The organism is Chryseobacterium bernardetii (assembly GCF_003815975.1).
GTDB classification, from domain to species: Bacteria; Bacteroidota; Bacteroidia; order Flavobacteriales; family Weeksellaceae; genus Chryseobacterium; species Chryseobacterium bernardetii.
The window spans coordinates 5,244,859-5,266,241 of sequence record NZ_CP033932.1 but is presented as its reverse complement, the minus strand read 5'-3'; the positions used below and the strand labels follow the sequence as shown (position 1 = coordinate 5,266,241).

The following is a 21,383-nucleotide window of genomic DNA, read 5'->3' as shown; positions in this document are numbered from 1 at the left end:
TGTGATCATTCTTAATAGAAACAAAGTGGTCTCAAAAAATATAAAGCTGCGTATGCAAATATTAACTGGCATTATTTCTAATGTCAGTTAATTATTTTTTCACATAGGATAGGAAGTTATTGCTAAATTTTACTTTTCATATTGTCCAAAAAAAGGTATTTTAGTAGTATGAAAATTTATACAAAAACAGGAGATAAAGGCCAAACGGCACTATACGGCGGAACAAGAGTTTCCAAAGCCAGTGCAAGAGTGGACAGCTACGGAAATATAGATGAACTGAATTCTTTCATCGGGATTGTAAAAAGTCATATTGAAGATGAAGAAGTGTTGAGACAGCTGAAAAAAATTCAGTTTGATTTATTCACGGTAGGTTCAGAAGCCGCAACACCTGTAGATAAACTGATGCTGGCTAACGGAAAATCACGTCTTCCGATCATTATTTCGGAAACAGAAATTGAAGAACTGGAGCAATGGATGGATGCCTTTGATGAAAAGCTTGAACCTCTTCAGTATTTTATTCTTCCCGGCGGGGGAAAATCTGCAACATTCTTACATGCTGCAAGAACCATCTGCAGAAGAGCAGAACGTTCATTGGTATTTTTAAATGAATCTGAAGAAGTACGTCCGGAATTGATTAAATATTTAAACAGATTATCAGATTATCTTTTTGTATTGGCAAGATATATTTCAAAACTGAACAATGAACCGGAAGAATACTGGAACCCGAATGAGAGATAAAGTATTACTTTTCATCAACGGAGATGCTCCGAAATCTTTACCCAATCCTGAAACTTATGATTTGATTGCCTGCACAGACGGCGCTTTTCATTATTTAAAAAGAATGGGTTTTCCTTTAGATAAACTGGATTTTATTTCCGGTGATTTTGATTCCCATTCCGGATCAGATGAAAATATTTATCATGAAAAATTTATCCATACGCCAGACCAGAATCAGACAGATTTTTATAAAGCACTGGATATTATTATGGAGAAAGGAGGGAAAAATGTAGATGTTTTTGGCGGAAGCGGAGGTGAGCAGGATCACTTTTTAGGAAACCTGACGGTTGCGTATGCTTTTAAAAATAAATTGGAAGTGAAGTTTTATGATGAGTTTTCAGAATATTATTTCATTCCTAAACACTTTACGCTAAAAGGAATAAAAGATAAAATGGTTTCCCTGTATCCGTTTCCTACAGCTGAAAATATTACCACAAAGGGATTGAACTGGCCTTTGGATAGCGGAAGTTTGAATATTATTTCAAGAATCGGAACCCGTAATTTTGCGGTTGAAGATGAGGTTTCCATTACCTATGAAACAGGAGATCTGTTGATTTTTATCGGGAAAAATTATTTGTGATTGGGGCTTTAGTCTGTTCAATAAGTAACTAAACTCCATTGCTTTAGCCAAAACTTAAAATAAATCTTAAACCACAAAAGTTATAAAGGCTTATTTAGAAACACTGTAGTTCAGTTAAATAAGCTCAAAATATGCTTTAGAATAACACGTTAGTTTTTTTGAAAACCATAAATGTAGAATAGCTTTAAAAAAGAACTTAAGTGTTCAAAGACTTTTGTACCTTTTGTGGTTAAACAAAAAGCCATTGAGTAAATTAATCAAAATATCAGTTATTACGATTTCATTATGCTGTATGTTCTCATGCCAAACACAGCATTTTGAAGCCCCGGAATATGGTAAAAATGAAGTGGAAAAAGTGATTAGGATCAAAAAAGTTCATAATTTCCGGGCGGTAGGCAATATTAAAAATACAGAAGGACGAACTTTAAAAGAAGGAATGCTGTACAGAAGTGCCCATCTTCATCAATTTAAAAAGAAATCATTTGATGAATTGGGGAAACTGGGAATTTCTGAAATTATAGATTTAAGGAATTCAAAAGAGATTTCTGAAAAACCTGATCATCTTCCGAATGGGATCACCTATAAGAAATATTCAGCTTTTGAAGATGAAGGAGATCAGTTATCACAAGCCAGAAAACTGGTTCTGAAAGGAAAAGTAAATGCTTCTGATGCAGACCAAAGAATGATCGGTTTCTACCGTGAATATGTTACGGAAAATCCACAGACGATAAAAACAATCATTACAGAGATTCTTGATTCTGATAAACCTATTCTGTACCACTGTACTGCTGGAAAAGACAGGACCGGAATCGTTACGGCTTTAATCCTGACCATATTGAAGTTCGACAAAGAAACGATCTATAATGAATACCTTTTATCTAATAATTTCAGGAAACCTTTGGTAGAGAAAAGATTAAGGCTGGCAAACAATTTACATTTCTTATATCCAAACATGGATTTGCAGGTTTTGGAAAAGTTAAGTTGGGTAGAAAAAAGATATCTTGATGCGGCTTTTAGGGAGATCGATAAAAAATATGGTTCTACAGATGCCTATATTCAGCAGGTATTAGGCATTTCTGAGGCCCGGAGAACTCAATATATCCAAAAGTTTACCCATTGATTATCAGCTGTAAATTTTTATAAAACAGAATATTGGAGCATTATTTAAAATTATAATAATTTTAACATCTAAAAACCAAACTTTTTTAGCAATTTTGCATTTCTTAATTCACTTGTTTAGAAATGAAAATAAAGTACTCGGAACTTATTGATCAGACATTATATTTTCCTACAGAGGAATTTAATGTTTCTGAGAACAATTTGTTGTTTCACGACGTTCCATTGATGGAAGTAGTTGAACAATTTGGCACTCCGCTAAAGATTAGCTATCTGCCGAGAATTTCTCAAAATATCCAGAAAGCGAAAAGCTGGTTTAAAGAAGCTTTTGAAAAAACTGAATATAAAAAGAGTTATACTTACTGTTACTGTACAAAATCCAGTCATTTCAATTTCGTATTGGAAGAAGCATTGAAAAACGAAATTTCTATTGAAACTTCTTCTGCTTATGACATGGATATTGTAAAGTCTCTTTATGAAAAAGAGAAAGTAGATAAAAACATTGAAGTGATCTGTAATGGATTCAAAACAGATGATTATCTGACAAAAATTTCAGATATGATCAACAGTGGTTTTGAAAACATTACTCCGATTCTGGATAATTACCGTGAATTGGATAAACTTACAGAAAGTATAGATTCTACATTCAATATCGGGATCAGAATTGCTTCTGAAGAAGAACCGAAGTTCGAATTTTATACCTCAAGATTAGGAATCGGATATAAAGATATCATTCCATACTACAGCCAAAAGATTGCTGAACATCCGAATGCAAGATTGAAAATGCTTCATTTCTTCATTAATACAGGGATTAAGGATACATCATATTATTGGAACGAATTATACAAATGTCTTCGTGTATATGCCCGTCTGAAAAAAATTGCTCCTGAAGTAGATTCATTGAATATTGGTGGTGGATTCCCAATCAAAACTTCCCTGAATTTTGATTACGATTACCAGTATATGGTAGAAGAAATTGTTTCTCAGATCAAAAAATTCTGTGAAGAGGAAGGAGTAGAAGAGCCAAACATCTATACAGAATTCGGAAGTTTTACCGTTGGAGAAAGTGGAGCTAACCTTTATAAAATCATCTCTCAGAAACGTCAGAACGACAGAGAGAAGTGGAATATGATCGACTCTTCTTTCATGACCACTCTTCCTGATACATGGGCAATCTCAAGACACTTTATCATGCTTCCGCTAAACCGTTGGGAAGATACTTATGAGAGAGTATTCTTAGGTGGATTAACATGTGATTCAGATGACTACTACAACTCTGAGCAGCATACGAATGCTATTTATCTGCCGGTTTTCAGCGATACGAAACCTTTGTACATCGGATTCTTCCATACGGGTGCTTATCAGGAAACGATAGGTGGTTATGGTGGAGTACACCATTGCTTAATGCCTCAGCCAAGACACGTCTTGATCCAAAAAGATGAAAACGGCGAGTTACAGTACGAAATTTTCCGTGAAAAACAGGAACCGGAAGATGTATTGAGACTTCTTGGATACAAATAATTCGAACAGGCTTAGCTAAAACTTATACAAAACAAAAGCTCTCAGAATAGAATCTGAGAGCTTTTTTATTTAAAAGTATTTTGAAATTTTGTCAAGTTCAAGATCCTCATAATCGGAAACCACCGTGTCTGCCAATGTATAATCCTGGTTTTTTGAATGTGGGCTTCTGTAAGCAGCACAGAAGATCTTAGCTCTGTGGGCAGCCAGAATTCCATTTGTAGAATCTTCAATTACCATACAGTTTTCAACAGGTTCACCTGCCATTTCAGCAGCCAGAAGGAAAACTTCAGGATGAGGTTTGGATTCCTTCAAATCTGCGCCACTGATCTTTCCACTGAAATATTTTTCCAATGCGAACTTCTCAAATACCATATTGATGGTTGTCATGGTGGCTGAAGAAGCTAAAATAAGCTTGATTCCGTTTTCATGATAATGCTGAATAAGGTTTCTTACTCCGGGGATCAGATCAAATTTATCGTCATTATAAAAATAATCTTTAAAATGGGATCTTTTGATTCCTGCAATGGCCTCATGCGTCTGATTCAGATCAAACTGGCTGATTAATGTTTCACAAAACCTTTTGGTGGAGGCACCTGTAAAAGAAGTGTATAGATCTTCGGAAACTGCAATTTCCAATTCATCAAACGTTTTGAAATAGGCTTTTCTATGCAATGGCTCTGTGTCTACAATTACCCCATCCATATCGAAAAGAACAGCTTTTAAAGACATATTAAAAGTTTTGTACAAAAATAACTTTAAAATTTAAACATTGAAAGATTTAAGCATTTAAAAAATAGCAAGGAAGGTTAAAAATTCATAACAAACCGTTCATTATCTATAACTCAGGTACTATTTTGTATCTTTGCCGAATCTTTTAATTTTTCAATCATTTAATTTTTTAATTAATAATTATATATGAAAACATACGCAGGAATTCCCGAGGAAAACGCAACGTTAGAGAATTCGAAAGTAATGTTGGTAACAGTTCCTTACGATGGAACTTCAACATGGGGAAAAGGAGCTGATAAAGGTCCGGAATTATTCCTAGACGCTTCTGAAAATATGGAGCTTTATGACATTGAAACGCAAACTGAACCTTACCTTCAGGGAGTATATTTAGCTGGAGAAGTTTCTGAAAACTCTACTCCAGAAGCAATGACAGAAGCTGTTTATCAGAAAACAAAGGAGCTTTTGAACCATGAAGGAAAAGTATTCACGCTATTTGGGGGCGAGCACTCTGTTTCTATCGGTTCTATCCGTGCAGTAGGAGAGAAGTTTGAAAACCTTACTGTTCTTCAGCTGGATGCTCATACAGATTTACGTCCTGAGTTCCACGGTTCTACTTCTAACCACGCTTGTGCAGTGTTTGAAGCTAACCAGAAGCATAACCTGGTTCAGGTGGGAATCCGTTCTATGGATGCTGAAGAAGCTCAATATTTACCGGAAGGAAGAGTATTCTTTGCTCATGAAATCGCTAACAATGAGAACTGGGTGAATGATGTATTGGAAAAAGTTTCAGGGAATGTTTATATTACGATTGACCTTGATGCTTTTGATCCTGCAATTGCTCCATCTACGGGAACTCCTGAGCCAGGTGGATTACAATGGTATCCAACATTGGAACTATTAAGAAAAGTATTCGAAAAATGTAACGTAGTAGCATTTGATATTGTAGAATTGATGGATTCTCCAATGGCTAAGCCAACAGCTTTCCTTGCAGCTAAGTTATATTATAAAATGCTTGCTTATAACGATATTTATAATAACAACTAATATTCCGCAAGAATCGGATTTTTTCTGCCGGGTATTCTTTGGAAATTTGTGATATAAAAACATAGTTAGATGTCCACACAAAATCAAATAGATTACAACAGAATTGCCAAAGCGATAGAGTATATCCAGAGCAATTTCAGGCTTCAGCCAAGTTTGGAGGAAGTGGCAGAGAATATTCACTTGAGCCCGGCCCATTTTCAGAAGATTTTCACAGATTGGGCAGGAACAAGTCCGAAAAAATTTTTACAGTTCATAAGCCTTGAACATGCTAAAAATTTATTGAAGGAAGAAAAGGCAAGTATTTTTGATACCGCTTATGAAACGGGGCTTTCCAGTACAAGCAGGCTGCATGATATGTTTGTGAAAATAGAAGGAATGTCTCCTGCTGAATATAAAAACGGAGGAAAAAGCCTTGTCATTAATTATAGCTTTTCAGACAGCCCATTTGGGAATATCCTGGTAGCTTCCACAGAAAAAGGAATCTGCTATATGGCTTTTGAAAATGATAAAGTAACAGCATTAGGGAATTTACAGCATAAATTTCCTAATGCTTCTTTTTTCGAAAGACAGGATGCGCTTCAGAAAAATGCACTGTCTATATTTGATAAAGACTGGACCAAGCTCAGCACCATCAAACTTCATTTAAAAGGTACCGATTTTCAGTTAAAGGTTTGGGAAAGCTTACTGACTATTCCTATGGGAAAATTGTCTACTTATGGCAGCCTTGCCGAAAAAATAGGAAACCCTAAAGCCTCAAGGGCGGTAGGAACAGCCATAGGAAGTAATCCGGTGGCGTTTCTTATTCCTTGTCATCGTGTTATTCAATCTACCGGGCATCTTGGCGGTTACCGGTGGGGAAGTGACAGGAAGCAGATGATTGTGGGCTGGGAAAGTTCACAGCTTTACTCTTAAAGTGTTTTTAACCAAAAGGCACAAAAATTTTTGAGTACTTAGGTTCTTTTTAGTGGTTGCTAACTGTTTGAGAAGTACATTAAAGTTTTCCGAAAACATTACGTAATTTGTATTACCAAAATTAAAAACAATGCTCAGCCTGTTCGATGAAACACCGGATTATCCCTTAAACCTTCTTCCAAATAACGGAACCGTTCTGTATTATGGAAAGGTCTTCCCAAAAGAGGAGTCAGATACTTACTACGATTATCTTTTCAACCAGATTCCATGGCAGCATGATGAGGCTGTAGTCTTTGGAAAATTGATTCTTACCAAAAGAAAAGTAGCCTGGTTTGGGGAAAAAGCTTTTGAATATACTTACTCCAACAGAACAAAATATGCGAAACCCTGGACTCCCGAACTGCTGAAATTAAAAAAGAAATGTGAGGAAGTTTCAGGAGAAACCTATAATTCCTGTCTGCTTAATTTGTATCATGATGGTAGCGAAGGGATGGCTTATCACAGTGATGGTGAAACAGATCTGAAAAAACACGGTGCAATTGCTTCCCTAACTTTTGGAGCGGAAAGAAAGTTTTTATTCAAACATAAAACAACAAAAGAAAAAGTAGAAATATTTCTGGAAAACGGAAGCTTATTAATCATGAAAGGAACCACTCAGGATCATTGGCTCCACAGACTTCCACCCACAACAAAAGTGACTACTCCAAGAGTAAACCTTACCTTCAGAACTATTGAAGAATAAAAAACTTACAGGTTTTAGCATAATCATCTGTGTAAATCTAAAGGTAATCTGTGAGAAACAAACTTGCTCTTAGAGCAATGATCTGCAAAATCAGCTCAATCTGCGAGAGATAAAAAACGCTGTCCATCTGAACAGCGTTTTTTATTATTTTAAGATATCGGCCTCAATAGAACTGTCTCCGTATACTTTAATAAATGCTTTGGTATAATCTTCTTTGGATGCAAAGTTTGGATTATCCATAAACTTCTGTGGATTCACAGCAAAAAGCGGGAACCACGTACTGCTGATCTGGATCTGAATTTTATGGCCTTTTTTGAAGGTATGAACTACATCCTGAAGTCTGAAATTAACCGCTGTTTTCTGATCAGGAACCAAAGCTTCTCCCTTTTCTTTTGTATTTCTGAACCTTGCAGGCATAATTTCACTTCTTACCATCTGATGGTAGTTTCCGTAGATTACACCATCTTTCTTTTCTATTGGTTTGAAATCTTCAGGATAAACATCAATCAGTTTTACTGCAAAATCTGCATCTGTAGAAGATGAAGAAATATTCAGTTTAGCCATGATTTCTCCAGCGAAAGTAATATCTTCTGTCAGTTCGTCAGTTGTAAACGTCAGTACATCAGGTCTTCCGACTGCAAATCTCTGATCTTCGGACATATAATTTCTTGGTGTAAATCCGTTGAAATCTTTTAAATGATCAGAACTTAAAACAGGATTATTCGGATCACTGTAATATTCAGAATATCCTTGTCCTGAAGATTTTTTTAATGTTTTATCAGAAAGATAAAAATTTACTTTCTGTGCATTTTTAGGAGGATAAGATGCAAATTCTTTCCACTGTTTTGCACCAGTGTCATACATCAATGCTTCCGGCAGGCCGGCGTCTTCTTTTGTATTTCCTTTCAGGTAATGGCTGAAGAATTTTGTTTCTACATTTTTCTGATAGTAGGTAGCAATACTGTCCCCAAAATACGTTTCACTGTGGAAATGTTTACCCTGCTCCTGAGACCATCCGCCATGGGAGAAAGGCCCCATTACAATGGTATTTTTAGCTTTTGGACTTGTTTTCTCAATAGTTTTGTAGATATTTAAAGGTCCGGAAAGGTCTTCCGCATCAAACCAGCCGCCAACAGTCATTACAGCATGGCTGATATTCTTCAGATGAGGAAGCAGTCCTCTTTTCTGCCAGAATTCATCATAGTTGGTATGATTCATAATTTCCGTCATGAAGAAATTATCTTTATAATACTTCTCATAGCCGTCTTTCAGGGTTCCCATGTCTCTGTAGAACTTCAACCCATCCTCGGATGATTGTTTTACAAAAGAATCCATATACCACGCTTTCTGCTCAGGTTTTGTTTTTTGAACGCCAAAAACAGGAAGTGTTCTGAAATATCCAAGCATGAATCTTCCGTTGTGAAGAAAATCGTCATTCCAGAAATCAGAAATTGGTGCCTGCGGAGATGAGGCAACCAATGCCGGATGCTGTGCTAATGTTCCTACAGCTGTATAAAAACCAGGATAAGAAGTACCGAATTGTCCTACCTTACCGTTGTTATCTTTAATGTTTTTCAAAAGCCAGTCGATAGTGTCGTAGGTATCTGTACTTTCGTCAACATCTTTTTTAGTTTTTCGTTCTACCTGCGGAGTCATATTGGTAAAAGTTCCTTCACTCATATATCTTCCACGTACATCCTGATACACAAAAATATATTTGTCTTTCATCAGGTAAGAGTTAGGACCCACTTTGGTTTTATACTCATTTTCACCATAAGGAGCAATACTGTAACAGGTTCTTTGCATCAGAAACGGATATTTGTTCTTATTTGAAATATCCTTGGGAATATAAACAGCAGTGAAAAGCTTCACTCCATCACGCATCGGAATATAAAATTCCTTTTTGGTGAAATTGTCCTTAACGAAATTGTCTTTTTGTTCCGTATTCTGAGCCCTTCCAAGAATGAAAAGAAGAATGAATACAACTGAAATATGGGTCTTCATAAGTAAAATTTGTGGCTAATTTAGAAATAAAATTACTTTCAGCACATTTTCTCAGATGAATCTTCCTTTAAAAGTGGATTTTAAAACTTAAGTTTAAAAAAGCCGGAGAATTTCCGGCCATTGATTACAATATATAAAAGTATGGTGTTTATTTCTTTTTCGGTTTTTTACCGGCAAATTTATTCAGCTTCATACTAAGGGAAAACATAATGTATCGTTTCAGGATCAGATCTTCACGGTCTTCAAAATAAGAATCCGTAATCGTTCTTCTTACACTTTGGTTTTGATTCAGGACATCATAAACCTTTATTTTAGCAGTCAGCTGTTTATTGTAAAATGAATATCCCAGACTGGCATTCCAGAAGTAGAAATCTTTTTTAAATCCGGGAGCGATATTTGAATTGGTATTGTAAGAAAAATCATTTCCGATGAAAAAAGCTTTTTGGAACAGATAATTTGTCAGTTCAACCTTTAAAGACTGGTTGGAGGTATTTACTCTGTTGACGTTATAGTTCGTATAATCGGAAAAGCTGTACCCGAGGCTGTAAGATGGTTTTATGGTAAAAATATCTTTGATTTCATAATTCAGATTAAGCCCCGGATTGAAGTTGTAAGCTTTGCTTTTAAATGCTTCTCCATTGATAAATCCGTTATTGTAGGTATAGTTCATGCTGAATCTTGGTGAAATTCTTAGCTTATGGTCATTCCATTTAAATGTTTTGGTTAAACCCATATTGAAACTGAAGCTTTTATTTCCACTTATATTGCTGTAAGTGGTAATCTGCCTTCCTGAATTATCATATTTTGAATAATTGATAACATCATTATTTCTATAGGAAAACCCAGCTGTAACATGATAGTTTAAGTTCTTTACCATATTATAACTGTTGAAGGTAAGATTAGTTTCGTTGATCCAGGTATTTTTAAGTTCTGGATTTCCCGTATTGGTAATTAAAGGATTAGATTCATCCTTATAAGGAATCAGTTTTCCGGCATCAGGAATTGTGAAGCTGGAAGAGTTGGATAAGATCAAAGATTGGCGATCTGTAAAAGAATACCGGAAATTGGTTGAATATTTTGGAAGGACAAATTTTTTCTGAAGATGATAGAGCTGCCCATTAAAAACTGAATTGACATTCATATCCGAAATATCAGCATTCAAGGTAGCCCAAAGACCGAATTTCTTTTTATAAAGGTAATAAGACAGCTCAGGGGTAAACTGGTTGATCTTCTGATCCATACTATTTGAAAGACGGGTGTTGTATTGAGAATACTGTCCTGTAACGGGATCAAAATCATTGAAATCCCTTATATCTTTGGTTAATTTTGAGCTGTATTGCAGGCTGATACCAATGGTTGCAGAATCAGATACCGGTTCTGTATATCTCGCCATAAAGCTGTAATTGTTATCCTGCGAACGGGTTTTCTGCAACTGATTACGGTTATCGGTAGTTGTGCCGGAGTCTTTATAAAAAGTATTCAGTGACTGATTGATATTATCATTATTAGATTCTGTAATAGAAGTATTGGCCATAGCCATGAATGATCTGTTTTTCTTCTTAAAATTTCTGAAAAAATTAATATTGGGGCTGAAAGTATTGGTTTCCCCTTTAGTTTGAGAAATATTTTTACTATCATTTAAAAGCTTATCATCCCTTAATGTAGAAGATACGGACTGCCCTGAACCGAATGTTTCTGATTTCGAAAACGAAGGGGCAATGTAAATATTGGTCAATGAGTCCAATTTTATGCCTACTGAACTGTTGAAATTATATTGTCTTGATTCATTTTCATTACTGCTCTCCGAATCTGTTTTGAGGGTGAAATCCGGAAGAAGTGTTGTCTTTGAGGCTTTGGAACGGTTTTCATTGTTAGAATCTGTATACTGCAGGCTCAGATTGTCAAGATTGGCATTATTTCCAAGTTTGTCATTGTAATTCAGTCCAAAGCTGCTGAATTTTTGAATTCCACCCCCTTGTTGGCCGGCACTGCCGCGCCCCATTGTATCAAATATCTGATCTCCTGAACTGCTTTTTGAATTGATATTATTGGCAGATGCCAAAACACTGATCTTGGTATCTCCTTTAAAATAATTTAAGAATACATTCCCTTCATATCGTTTATCTGAACCATATCCGGCCAGTATTTTTGACATAAGCCCCTTGTTTTTCTTCTCATCAATATTGAAATTAATAGTAGTATTTTGGGATTTCGGAGGTCTTTTAGTTAATTCCTCTTCTTTGGTCTTTGTAGTGGTAAACTGGATATTTTTAATGATATCTGCGGGAAGATTTTGCAAAGCAGTCTTCCCTTCCTTATCAAAGAAAGGTTTTCCATTCACCATAATCTGATCTACAGATTTTCCGTTCACCGTAATTTTTCCGTCATTGCCTATTTCTACTCCGGGAATCTGTTTCAAAAGCTCATCAATCTGGCTGTCCGGTCTCACTTTAAGAGCCGAGGCATTGAATTCTATGGTGTCATTTTTTACTTTTACAGGAGAAACAGTGATCTTAACCTCATCAATGTCAATAACTTTTTTCTTTTCAAGCTCTACATCACCAAGGGATAATGATTGTAAAATTTTATCAAGTGCCTTTGAATACGATAGTTTTTCAGCATCAATTTTTAAAAAGGAAGGTTCTTTCACCTCATCAATCTGTAATGAGAACTTACCTTCTTTGTTAGTTGATGTATAATTGATAATGGTGGAGTCTTTTGCTTTCAGCAGATATATGGTCGCATTTTCTACAGGTTTTTTTTCCGGATCAGTTACTTTTCCATCAATATGAAGTCTTTGGGCATATGCAATCAGAAAATTGCATATCAAAAACACAAATAATAAGATTTTCTTCATTGAGCTTTCCAAAGCGTAAAAATAAAAAAACATCCCAATATTGGGACGTTTCTTATGAATATTTAATATTTCAAAAAATATTTTATGCTCTTAAATATCTTGAATAAGCATATCCTTCCTGGCCGTCAGCGGTTTTTACTTTCCACCAGTCATCAGAAGTCTGCTCAATTAAAGTTACAGCTGAACCTTTTGCCGCTTTTCCTACTACAGCAGCTTCTGTAGAAGGCTCCTGTCTGATATTCAGGTTAGATTCTTCTGTAGCCACAGTAAGAGAAGCACCTGAAGCAAGACCTGCAACCTGTACATCGATATTGATATCTGAAGCAGAATAAGTAGAATCAATGGCTCCTAAAGCATTCCATACTGCATCTTTTGCAGCCGTATTGGAAGCATCTCCGGAAACATATAGAATGCCGTCCTGCTCCTGAACCTGTAGGTTTGAAATCCCAGCAGACTGAGCTGCTGCAACTACGCTTGAATATTTATCTTGTAATGTACTCATCTTGATTTAATTATTTTACTGTGTAGTTAAATTTAACTTTCCCAACTTTTAAAGCGTCAACAGACTGCTTGATTTTCTTAGCTTGCTCCTGAGAAACATTTCCTGTAAGGGTAAGCTCGTCATTGATAACTTCTACTTTTACTGTAGGGAAATCTTTTACTGCATCCTGAACTTTTTTCTGAACAACAGGGTCTACAGCAGATTTAGTTTCAACAGGTGCAGGAGCCGGAGTAGCTTCTACTTTAGACATATCCATTACATCTTTTACTCCTTTAATTGCTTTTAACTGTGCAATCATAGCATCCTTAGACGCCTGGTCTGCGAAAGTTCCGCTTAGGTGAGCTACACCTTCTTTTACTTCAACAGAAGCATTGGGATTAGAAGTTACTATAGTTGTAGCCTGAGTCTGAAGATCTGCGTCAGAAACTTTTTTCTTACAAGAAACTGCCCCGAAAGATACAGCTACAGCTAATGCAGCCATTGCGATAGTTTTTTTCATATTGTATATTTATTAATGTTGTTACACAATCAAATGTAATAATAAAATTTGTACCAAAAGAATAAAAATTCAATAAATGTTTCTTAAATTTTTTACAATATTTTCTGAACCAGTGATTTAATTTTTATGTTTCAAAAACTTAATATGACTTTAAAGAGATTAGAATAAAATATTCTGCCAATTCAAAAACCATTATATTTGCGCAAATTGAACTATATATATGAAAGGACAGAATAAACTTTTTATAGCAATTATCATCGCACTTATCCTAGGAGTAGGAATAGGAGGTCTTGTACACGTGAAGTATCCGGAAAGTGCAGAACCCTTTTCAAAGAATATCAAATTATTGGGAACGGTTTTCATCAGACTGGTACAGATGATTATTGCACCTTTGGTTTTTACTACTCTTGTGGTGGGAATTGCCAAAATGAGTGATATCAAAATGATCGGAAGAGTAGGTACAAAAGCAATGCTTTGGTTTATTTCCGCTTCTTTGGTTTCTCTTTTTATCGGGTTAATGCTTGTGAACTGGCTGGAGCCGGGACATGTAACCAAGCTGCCTGTTCAGGACGTTGCTTCGGCAGAAGATCTTTTGAAAAGCAGTAAAAGCTTTTCTTTGGAGGATTTTGTAAAGCATATGATTCCTAAAAGTTTATTTGAAGCCTTTGCTACCAATGAGGTATTGCAGATTGTAGTATTTGCCATTATGTTTGGCGTTGCTTTAGCTAATTTAGGAGAAGAATATTCTAAACCGGTGGTGAAGCTTTTTGATATTATTGCTCATGGTATCCTTAAAATGGTAGGATATATTATGTGGTTTGCCCCTCTGGGTGTATTGGGAGCCATTGCAGCAGTGGTAGCAACCAACGGCTTTGAAATCTTTAAAGTATATGCCATCTATCTGAGAGACTTCTTCTTTGCATTGGGAGTACTTTGGCTGGTTCTTTTATTGGTAGGATATTTTATCTTAGGAAACAGACTGTTTGATTTATTAAAAAGGATTAAAGAGCCATTATTAATCGCATTCTCTACAACCAGTTCAGAAGCGGTATTCCCGAAACTGGTGGAAGAGCTTGAAAAATTCGGTTGTAACAGCAGAGTAGTATCTTTCATTCTTCCTTTGGGATATTCCTTTAACCTGGATGGAAGTATGATGTATATGACGTTTGCTTCTATTTTCATTGCTCAGATCTACGGAGTAGAAATGACAATCGGGCAGCAGATTACCATGCTTTTGGTATTGATGCTTACTTCAAAAGGGATTGCAGGAGTGCCGAGAGCTTCTTTGGTAATTATTGTAGCAACCTGTTCAATGTTTGGGATTCCACCGGAAGGAATTGCTTTAATCTTACCAATTGACCACTTCTGTGATATGGGAAGAAGTATGACAAACGTATTAGGAAATACGCTGGCTACTTCTGCAGTATCGAAGTGGGAAGGACAGTTAACCGAACCTTTAGACAAAATTTAAATAATGGGTTTAAAAAACTTATCATTATATAAAAGCCATATTGAAAAATATGGCTTTTCAGTTATTAATGAAGTGTTTTCTGACGAAGAAGTAGCTCAGATTACTCATGTTCTGGATAACATCGATACTTCAAAAGAAAATTTCAGGAAATCCCAAGATCTGTTTGCGATCAGACAGTTTTTAAAAGAAGTTCCGGAAATTAAAGATCTTATTTTTAATGACAATATCAGAACAATCATCAATGAAATCTTTGGAGACCAGTATTTTGTAGTAAAAAGTATCTATTTTGATAAACCGGAAACTTCCAATTGGTATGTAGCCTATCATCAGGATCTGACAATTTCCGTAGATAAAAAGCTGGAAATATCCGGTTTTGGGCCCTGGACAACAAAACAGAATCAGTTTGCTGTACAGCCACCATTGGATATTTTAGAGAATATTTATACCATAAGAATCCATCTGGATGAGACAGATGAGAATAACGGAGCATTAAAAGTTGTTCCGAAATCTCATGCCAAAGGAATTTACCGACCGGAAACCATTGACTGGATGGTAGAAACTGAAGAAATCTGTAAGGTTAAAAAGGGCGGAGTGATGCTTATGAAACCTCTTACTCTTCATGGATCAAACCGTACGACTAACGGAAAGAAAAGAAGAGTAATCCATATCGAATTTTCCGATAAGGAGCTTCCGGAAGCCCTGCAATGGGCAGAAAGGATGAATTAAAATATTTTTTGTCTGCAAGGGCGTTTCACTTAGCGATAACAATATTCATTGCTGAACGAAGTGCCTTTGCTCGCATTTTATAGTCCTGTTTTTAAAAATTCTCTGCGTCTTTAGCATTAAAATAATATAACAGTTGGCAATAATCAATGCTTACTCCGGGAATTAAAATATTTTACTGGCAAAACTATTTTTTATTTAACAGAAATTTCATCTACAAAGATAGAGGTTTCACCACCTGTTTTCTGATGCCATCCCGGAAGTTTTCCAAAATAATAAGCCTTTACTTTAAGGTATCTTGCTTCGGTAGGAAGAATTTCAGTGGTAAAATCCTTGGTTTGTACCTTTTCATCTTTAGGATCAATATCATTGTCTATTTTATCCAACAGAAAAAAATCTTTTCCATTCATAGAAGCATAGTATTCCACTTTTTTGGGCATCAGGATATAAGCTTTGCTGTCCTGAAGATAAGTGGTGGAGATCTGATGGATTTGAAGAGGAGATTGAAAATCGATCACAGCTTCAAAATTCTGTCCCAGATACCCCTGCCAGTCACCTTTTTTCCAATCTATATCACCTCTGATACCATCAATTAATGCAAATTTTCCGGTGGCTGTATATTGAGGGCTGACTTTTGAAAGGGTAGTGATCTCCCAATAATTAGGTCTTCTGTGAAAACTTGCTGTTACAACTGAGCTTTTTTCTCTTTTCCTCTCTGTATAGGCTTGAACCTGTGTAGTTCTGCTGATGGTAAACGGCTTTTTGTAAGCTGTGAATTTCTTTTTTTTGTTGGCATCACCGGCATCCAGCGTCATATAATAGATTTTATCACCTGGGTTCTGCGGAGTGATCTCAACTTTGGTAGAAAAATCAAAAATTCTGTCTGCTTTAATGAAAGGGGGATTAACAGTTTCCAGAACAGTAGCTGTATGATCTTTGATCCCTGCCAGGGAATCCACATATTGAGCATGGTTTTGAGCGTTAATAATCCGGATAATCAATAAAGACAATGCCAGCAGTCCTTTTTTCATGTTTGATAATATAATGCGATGATAAATCAAGTACAGTACCAAATATGAAGTAAAAGGGTATAAAATTGAGATGATGGGGTTGGTAGAGGAGGCTGGGAGGAGCTGTTCGGTTGTGGAGAAATTTAAGTTTACTGGTTACAATGAATTCATAAGTTGTGAAATTTGGCTAAAAAGTGTATTATTTGTTTACCAGCTGCAATAACTTCTGTCCTCCAATTTGTCTTTTCCCTTCACTTCAGATGTAATATCCTTCCTTTTTCAATTGTCTTATATAAAACTATGATTATCAAATTACATGAAGAAGATTTTACTTTCAGCAGTTATTCTGTTACCAGCAGCTCTTTTTTCTCAAACTATTACAGGAAAAATTATTCAGACAGGAAAGTATATTCCTTATGTTGAAGTAATAGCTGTTAAAGATCAGAAAAAACAGACAGCCATTTCTGATGAAAATGGAAATTACTCACTAAAACTTTCTGAAAATGGAAACTACAATATCAAACTGATACAGGATGGAACAGAAGTTTCTGATATGAATATTGCTGTACAGGGTAATGTGGAACATGATTTTTTTATTGAGGAGAAAAAGGAAAAACAAATTGAGGGAGTAACACTTACTGCCAGAAAAAAACTGATCGAAAGAAAAGCTGACAGGCTAGTTTTTAATGTTGCCAATTCTGTAGCTTCCCAGGGAATGGATGGGGTAGATGCTTTGGCTACAACACCGTTGGTAAAAGTGGATGAAAATACAGGAGTTTCTATTGCCGGAAAGAATAGTGTTTCTGTAATGATTAACGACAGAATACTCAACCTTTCTTCAACGGAGCTTGTGACTTATCTTAAGAGTCTGAGATCTGAAAATATTGAAAAAATTGAAGTGATTACTGCTCCGCCTTCAAAATATGAAGCTCAGGGAAATAGCGGACTCATTAATATTGTTTTGAAGAAAAATCAGAATCTCGGATGGAGTGGAAGCCTTACCACAAGTTTTCAGCAGCAGACTTATTCCGGGTTTTCCAATAGCGTTACCATCAATTATCAGAATGAAAAACTGCGTTCTTCTTTGAAGTTAAGACAAAGCAAATATGAAAAACATTCCTTTGAAAATTATAAAATTACAGGAATGGAAGGTCTTAAAAGTCATGATGACAGAAGAGACTTCGGAGATGGCCTTGGAGCCAATCTAAGTATTGATTATCAGTTAGGAAAGAAATCCAACATAGGGTTTATCTATGATTATGGATCCGGACATTCCAATATGGATATTGAAAATACTTCAGATTATTTTCAGAATGATAATTACACCAATACTTTGTCTACTTATGCAGCTCACAGAGGAAAATCTACACAGCAGACAATAAGTGCTTATTATGATGTTAAATTTGGAAAACAAGACAATAAGCTAAGTATTACAGGAAACTATTTTTCTAACCTACCTAAAACTACTATTGATTTTACGACTATAGAAAACTCAGGAGATCGGTTTATTGTAAAATCACCATCAGTAGTAGATTATAAAATTTATTCAGGGCAGGCAGATCTTACCTTACCTTATGAATTTGCTAAAACGGAAATGGGAGTGAAGTTTACCAATTTTGAGAATAATTCCAGTATTTTTTATCAAAATCTTGAAAATGGAAACTATATCACCGATGTTTTGAAGAGTAATGAGTTTAAATATGATGAGAAAAATTATGCAGCTTATTTCAGCCTTGAAAAATCATTTAATGAAAAATGGTCTGCAAAAGCTGGAATTCGTTATGAATATTCTACAGTTACCGGAAATTCTTTGACTGCCGGACAGCAGTCGGAAAGTTCTTATGGAAAATTTTTTCCAACTGCTTATGTGATGTATAAAAGTAATGAGAGCAATACCTTTAGTCTCAATTACTCCAAAAGAATCAACAGACCAGGCTTCCGGGCAATCAATCCGTACCGCTGGTACACCAATGTAAACTCTTATTTTACCGGCAATCCTTTTTTACAGCCGTCTGTCAACCATAATTTTGAATTCTCTCATGTCTATAAAGGGAAATTATCCACTTCTATTTATTTTCAGAGAACACTGGAAGGATTTGGTCAACTGGCAAGTTTATCAGGAGAGAGCAGAACAAGTACCTTTTTCAATTACTATAATCAAAACAGTATAGGAGCAACAATCAATTATTCGGATACTTTTTTTAAGCGTTGGGAAGCTAATTATTCTGCAGACATGTCTTATACGGATATGGATGTCTTTGCCACTGATGCTTCATCTAAAAAAGGATATGGTTATGATTTTGATCTTCAGAATAATATCTCGCTCAATACAAAGAAGACCATTCAGCTCATGGCCAATTACTGGTTTCGCCTGCCTTCCAATTCAGGAAATATACGCTGGAATTTTATAGGAAACTTCACAGCTGGTGTAAAGATGAGCCTTATGGATAAAAACTTACAGGTTAATGTTATTGTTTCGGATATTTTTAAGCAGTCAAGAAGCAAAGGAGAAAGATTTTATACCACAGGATCTCATTATTTTAATAACTATTATGATGCGAGAAGGCTTACTGTATCTGCAACTTATACTTTTGGGAATAAAAAAGTTAAAGGAGTGAATCGCAATATCAACTTTGATGAAAAAAACAGGGCAAATTAATGTGGGAAAGAAAGTGCTGCTAGGCCATAGATAGCTTCCGGCTTATTAATGATAATGAATTAAGAGTTCGGAAGGTTTTTAAAGGAATTTTTTTTGTAGCCGGACTTCAATAGCTCCCTCTTTCAGCTTCTTTACTTCTAAACCTCATCTTCAAACAAGTCATTAAGATATTCCACCTTATGGCTTACACGCCTTGCAGTTCCCAGGCACTTTTTCGATAGCTGTAACTCATGGTATACAATGCCCATTTCCCAGACGCAGTATATTGGGGAGATGGGTTTATCTCTATCCAAAGCTTTAAAATTTTCCGGTTCCGTCATAAAGAAAGTAATTTTCAATACATATTTTAGCATTTTCAATATCCTTTGAAGCTATTTCTTCAGGATCTTTGGCCAGATCTTACCACTTGAATCGGTTTTCCTACAACGAATATTTCTTTTAATAATGCATTTTTAGATGGGTAGGCCGTTGTTTCCATAGATTTTGTTTTGTTGGCGGGAGATACCTTATGATGAAAAAGAGAAGAAACAAAATTTTTAACGATCTGATTTATCACCTGATATTATAGATTTTATTGATTCTAAATTACCGAAAAAAAACGTAAATTTGTAAACAATTTATATTTATATGTTGACTAAAGAAAAGGTTCAGGAATTCCTTAAAGAAATAGAAGTAGATGACTTGGTGAATAATCTTCAGATTATGGGTAATGACGTTTATATTGACATGACCGCCCATTCACCTGCAATGCATGAAAAGAAAAAGCTGGAAGCGGCTATGAAGCAGGCTTTTGCCAGTGAGTTTGGAGAAGACATTCATTTAAAACTTAAAATTGTTTCTCCGGAACCTAGTGAAATTCAGCAAAGTCAGATCAAAGGAAAACAAATTCCCGGGATTCAAAATATTATTGCTATTGCTTCAGGTAAAGGAGGAGTAGGGAAATCTACAGTTTCTGCAAATATGGCAGTAACTTTAGCTAAAATGGGTTTTAAAGTAGGATTACTGGATGCAGATATCTACGGACCATCAGTTCCAACTATGTTCGATACAGAGGGGGCAAAACCAATTTCTGTAGAAGTGAACGGAAAGAGTATGATGAAACCTATTGAAAATTATGGAGTGAAAATGCTTTCTATCGGATATTTCTCAGGAGCTAACCAGGCGGTGGTATGGAGAGGCCCAATGGCTTCAAAAGCATTAAACCAAATGATCAGAGATGCTGCATGGGGAGAATTGGATTTCTTATTAATAGACCTTCCTCCGGGAACAGGTGACATTCACTTATCCATCATCCAGGAAGTACCTGTAACAGGAGCTGTGATTGTAAGTACACCTCAACATGTTGCTTTGGCAGACGTAAGAAAAGGGATTGCCATGTTCCAGATGGAAAGCATCAATATTCCGGTTCTTGGATTAATAGAAAACATGGCGTATTTTACACCGGAAGAACTTCCTGAGAATAAATATTATATCTTTGGAAACCAGGGAGCACAATATCTGGCTGAAGATCTTGGAATTCCGGTATTGGGAGAGATTCCACTGATTCAAAGCATCAGAGAAGCGGGAGACGTAGGAAGACCGGCTGCCCTTCAGGAAAATTCTAAAATTGCAGAAATTTATACTGAAACGGCAAGAAAAATGGTAGAAAGCTTGGTTGAAAGAAACAAAAATCTTCCACCAACTGAGGCTGTGAAGATCTCTACTATGGCAGGTTGTTCGCCAAAAGCAAAATAATAATAACTTTCAATCAAAATTTGAAAAAACCGAATTGAACTGAAAAAAATATGGAAACAAACATAACGCACGAAGATACAGTAACAAGAGTAATGGAAGCTCTGGAAAGCATCAGGCCGTTTTTGAATAAAGACGGTGGTGACATTGAGCTTATTGACGTGAAGGATAATCAGGTTTTTGTAAAACTTCTTGGTAACTGTTCCGGATGCTCGTTGAATTTTTCAACCTTGAAATTAGGGGTGGAAAACACAATCAAGCAACATGCACCGGAAATTGAGAAAGTAGTAAACGTAGAGTAAGACTATATCTGAGATATTAAAAAGACAGGCTTTTTGTATAAGGCCTGTCTTTTTATTTCATTTCTTTGGATTACATATTTTAAAGATAAAGCTCGATTAGTTTATTTATAAAAAAGCTAACAATTTGGCATGTGGTTATGTTCACTTAAAAAGAACCAATTTAAACCATTTAAAAAGACTCAAAAAATATTCTCTTGAGTCTTA

19 protein-coding genes are annotated in these 21,383 nt (G+C 35.7%); 12 read left to right on the top strand and 7 right to left on the bottom strand.

Going from position 1 to position 21,383, the window contains the following annotated elements:
• Window positions 1–168: 168 nt before the first annotated feature.
• The 4 genes from EG339_RS23835 (at window position 169) to EG339_RS23820 (ending at window position 3,994) form a co-directional block, all read left to right on the top strand.
• On the top strand, window positions 169–738 hold the full coding sequence (locus EG339_RS23835) for a cob(I)yrinic acid a,c-diamide adenosyltransferase (protein ID WP_123872545.1): 570 nt from the start codon (window positions 169–171) through the stop codon (window positions 736–738).
• Window positions 701–1,357: a thiamine diphosphokinase gene (locus tag EG339_RS23830; protein ID WP_378113826.1), complete on the top strand. Its 657-nt coding sequence runs from the start codon at window positions 701–703 to the stop codon at window positions 1,355–1,357. The genes EG339_RS23835 and EG339_RS23830 overlap by 38 nt, the downstream gene beginning before the upstream one ends.
• 244 nt (window positions 1,358–1,601) lie before the next feature.
• Window positions 1,602–2,477 (top strand): tyrosine-protein phosphatase, encoded by an 876-nt coding sequence (locus EG339_RS23825; RefSeq protein ID WP_123872544.1) that lies wholly within the window; start codon window positions 1,602–1,604, stop codon window positions 2,475–2,477.
• Between the two features lie 122 nt (window positions 2,478–2,599).
• Window positions 2,600–3,994: a type III PLP-dependent enzyme domain-containing protein gene (locus EG339_RS23820; RefSeq protein WP_123872543.1), complete on the top strand. Its 1,395-nt coding sequence runs from the start codon at window positions 2,600–2,602 to the stop codon at window positions 3,992–3,994.
• Between the two features lie 69 nt (window positions 3,995–4,063).
• Here EG339_RS23820 and EG339_RS23815 read toward each other — a convergent pair whose 3' ends face one another.
• On the bottom strand, window positions 4,064–4,723 hold the full coding sequence (locus tag EG339_RS23815) for an HAD family hydrolase (protein WP_123872542.1): 660 nt from the start codon (window positions 4,721–4,723) through the stop codon (window positions 4,064–4,066).
• Window positions 4,724–4,909: 186 nt separating this feature from the next.
• On the opposite strand from EG339_RS23815, the gene speB reads away from it, so the two are divergent.
• From speB to EG339_RS23800, 3 genes are all read left to right on the top strand, one after another.
• Window positions 4,910–5,767 carry an agmatinase gene (speB, locus tag EG339_RS23810; protein WP_123872541.1) on the top strand — a complete coding sequence of 286 codons (858 nt, stop codon included), beginning with the start codon at window positions 4,910–4,912 and terminating at the stop codon, window positions 5,765–5,767.
• Between the two features lie 69 nt (window positions 5,768–5,836).
• Window positions 5,837–6,679: a bifunctional helix-turn-helix domain-containing protein/methylated-DNA--[protein]-cysteine S-methyltransferase gene (locus EG339_RS23805; protein WP_123872540.1), complete on the top strand. Its 843-nt coding sequence runs from the start codon at window positions 5,837–5,839 to the stop codon at window positions 6,677–6,679.
• Between the two features lie 130 nt (window positions 6,680–6,809).
• A complete protein-coding gene (locus tag EG339_RS23800) occupies window positions 6,810–7,421 on the top strand; it encodes an alpha-ketoglutarate-dependent dioxygenase AlkB family protein (RefSeq protein ID WP_123872539.1) in 612 nt (203 codons plus the stop codon).
• Window positions 7,422–7,565: 144 nt separating this feature from the next.
• On the opposite strand, the gene EG339_RS23795 is transcribed toward EG339_RS23800, so the two are convergent.
• The 4 genes from EG339_RS23795 to EG339_RS23780 all read right to left on the bottom strand — a co-directional run bounded on the left by EG339_RS23795 (window position 7,566) and on the right by EG339_RS23780 (window position 13,283).
• Window positions 7,566–9,425, bottom strand: coding sequence for a CocE/NonD family hydrolase (locus EG339_RS23795; protein ID WP_123872538.1), 1,860 nt, complete (start codon window positions 9,423–9,425; stop codon window positions 7,566–7,568).
• A 148-nt stretch (window positions 9,426–9,573) separates the two neighbouring features.
• Complete coding sequence (locus EG339_RS23790; protein WP_123872537.1) at window positions 9,574–12,282, bottom strand: TonB-dependent receptor; 2,709 nt, start codon at window positions 12,280–12,282, stop codon at window positions 9,574–9,576.
• Between the two features lie 82 nt (window positions 12,283–12,364).
• Window positions 12,365–12,784 (bottom strand): SH3 domain-containing protein, encoded by a 420-nt coding sequence (locus EG339_RS23785; protein WP_123872536.1) that lies wholly within the window; start codon window positions 12,782–12,784, stop codon window positions 12,365–12,367.
• A gap of 10 nt (window positions 12,785–12,794) precedes the next feature.
• Window positions 12,795–13,283, bottom strand: a complete 489-nt coding sequence (locus EG339_RS23780; RefSeq protein ID WP_123872535.1) for a BON domain-containing protein — start codon at window positions 13,281–13,283, stop codon at window positions 12,795–12,797.
• A 220-nt stretch (window positions 13,284–13,503) separates the two neighbouring features.
• Between EG339_RS23780 and EG339_RS23775 the strand changes: the two genes are divergently transcribed.
• Together EG339_RS23775 and EG339_RS23770 are read left to right on the top strand one after the other, a co-directional pair.
• Window positions 13,504–14,754: a dicarboxylate/amino acid:cation symporter gene (locus EG339_RS23775; RefSeq protein WP_123872534.1), complete on the top strand. Its 1,251-nt coding sequence runs from the start codon at window positions 13,504–13,506 to the stop codon at window positions 14,752–14,754.
• 3 nt (window positions 14,755–14,757) lie between these two features.
• Window positions 14,758–15,480: a phytanoyl-CoA dioxygenase family protein gene (locus tag EG339_RS23770; protein ID WP_123872533.1), complete on the top strand. Its 723-nt coding sequence runs from the start codon at window positions 14,758–14,760 to the stop codon at window positions 15,478–15,480.
• Window positions 15,481–15,671: 191 nt separating this feature from the next.
• On the opposite strand, the gene EG339_RS23765 is transcribed toward EG339_RS23770, so the two are convergent.
• Window positions 15,672–16,508 (bottom strand): discoidin domain-containing protein, encoded by an 837-nt coding sequence (locus EG339_RS23765; protein ID WP_123872532.1) that lies wholly within the window; start codon window positions 16,506–16,508, stop codon window positions 15,672–15,674.
• Between the two features lie 295 nt (window positions 16,509–16,803).
• Between EG339_RS23765 and EG339_RS23760 the strand changes: the two genes are divergently transcribed.
• Window positions 16,804–19,146: an outer membrane beta-barrel family protein gene (locus tag EG339_RS23760; protein ID WP_123872531.1), complete on the top strand. Its 2,343-nt coding sequence runs from the start codon at window positions 16,804–16,806 to the stop codon at window positions 19,144–19,146.
• A gap of 137 nt (window positions 19,147–19,283) precedes the next feature.
• On the opposite strand, the gene EG339_RS24605 is transcribed toward EG339_RS23760, so the two are convergent.
• Complete coding sequence (locus tag EG339_RS24605) at window positions 19,284–19,466, bottom strand: hypothetical protein (RefSeq protein ID WP_228459674.1); 183 nt, start codon at window positions 19,464–19,466, stop codon at window positions 19,284–19,286.
• A gap of 307 nt (window positions 19,467–19,773) precedes the next feature.
• Here EG339_RS24605 and EG339_RS23750 point away from each other — a divergent pair, with 307 nt between their 5' ends.
• Together EG339_RS23750 and EG339_RS23745 are read left to right on the top strand one after the other, a co-directional pair.
• On the top strand, window positions 19,774–20,880 hold the full coding sequence (locus EG339_RS23750; protein ID WP_123872530.1) for an Mrp/NBP35 family ATP-binding protein: 1,107 nt from the start codon (window positions 19,774–19,776) through the stop codon (window positions 20,878–20,880).
• A gap of 50 nt (window positions 20,881–20,930) precedes the next feature.
• A complete protein-coding gene (locus EG339_RS23745; protein ID WP_045500144.1) occupies window positions 20,931–21,179 on the top strand; it encodes a NifU family protein in 249 nt (82 codons plus the stop codon).
• Window positions 21,180–21,383: the final 204 nt, after the last annotated feature.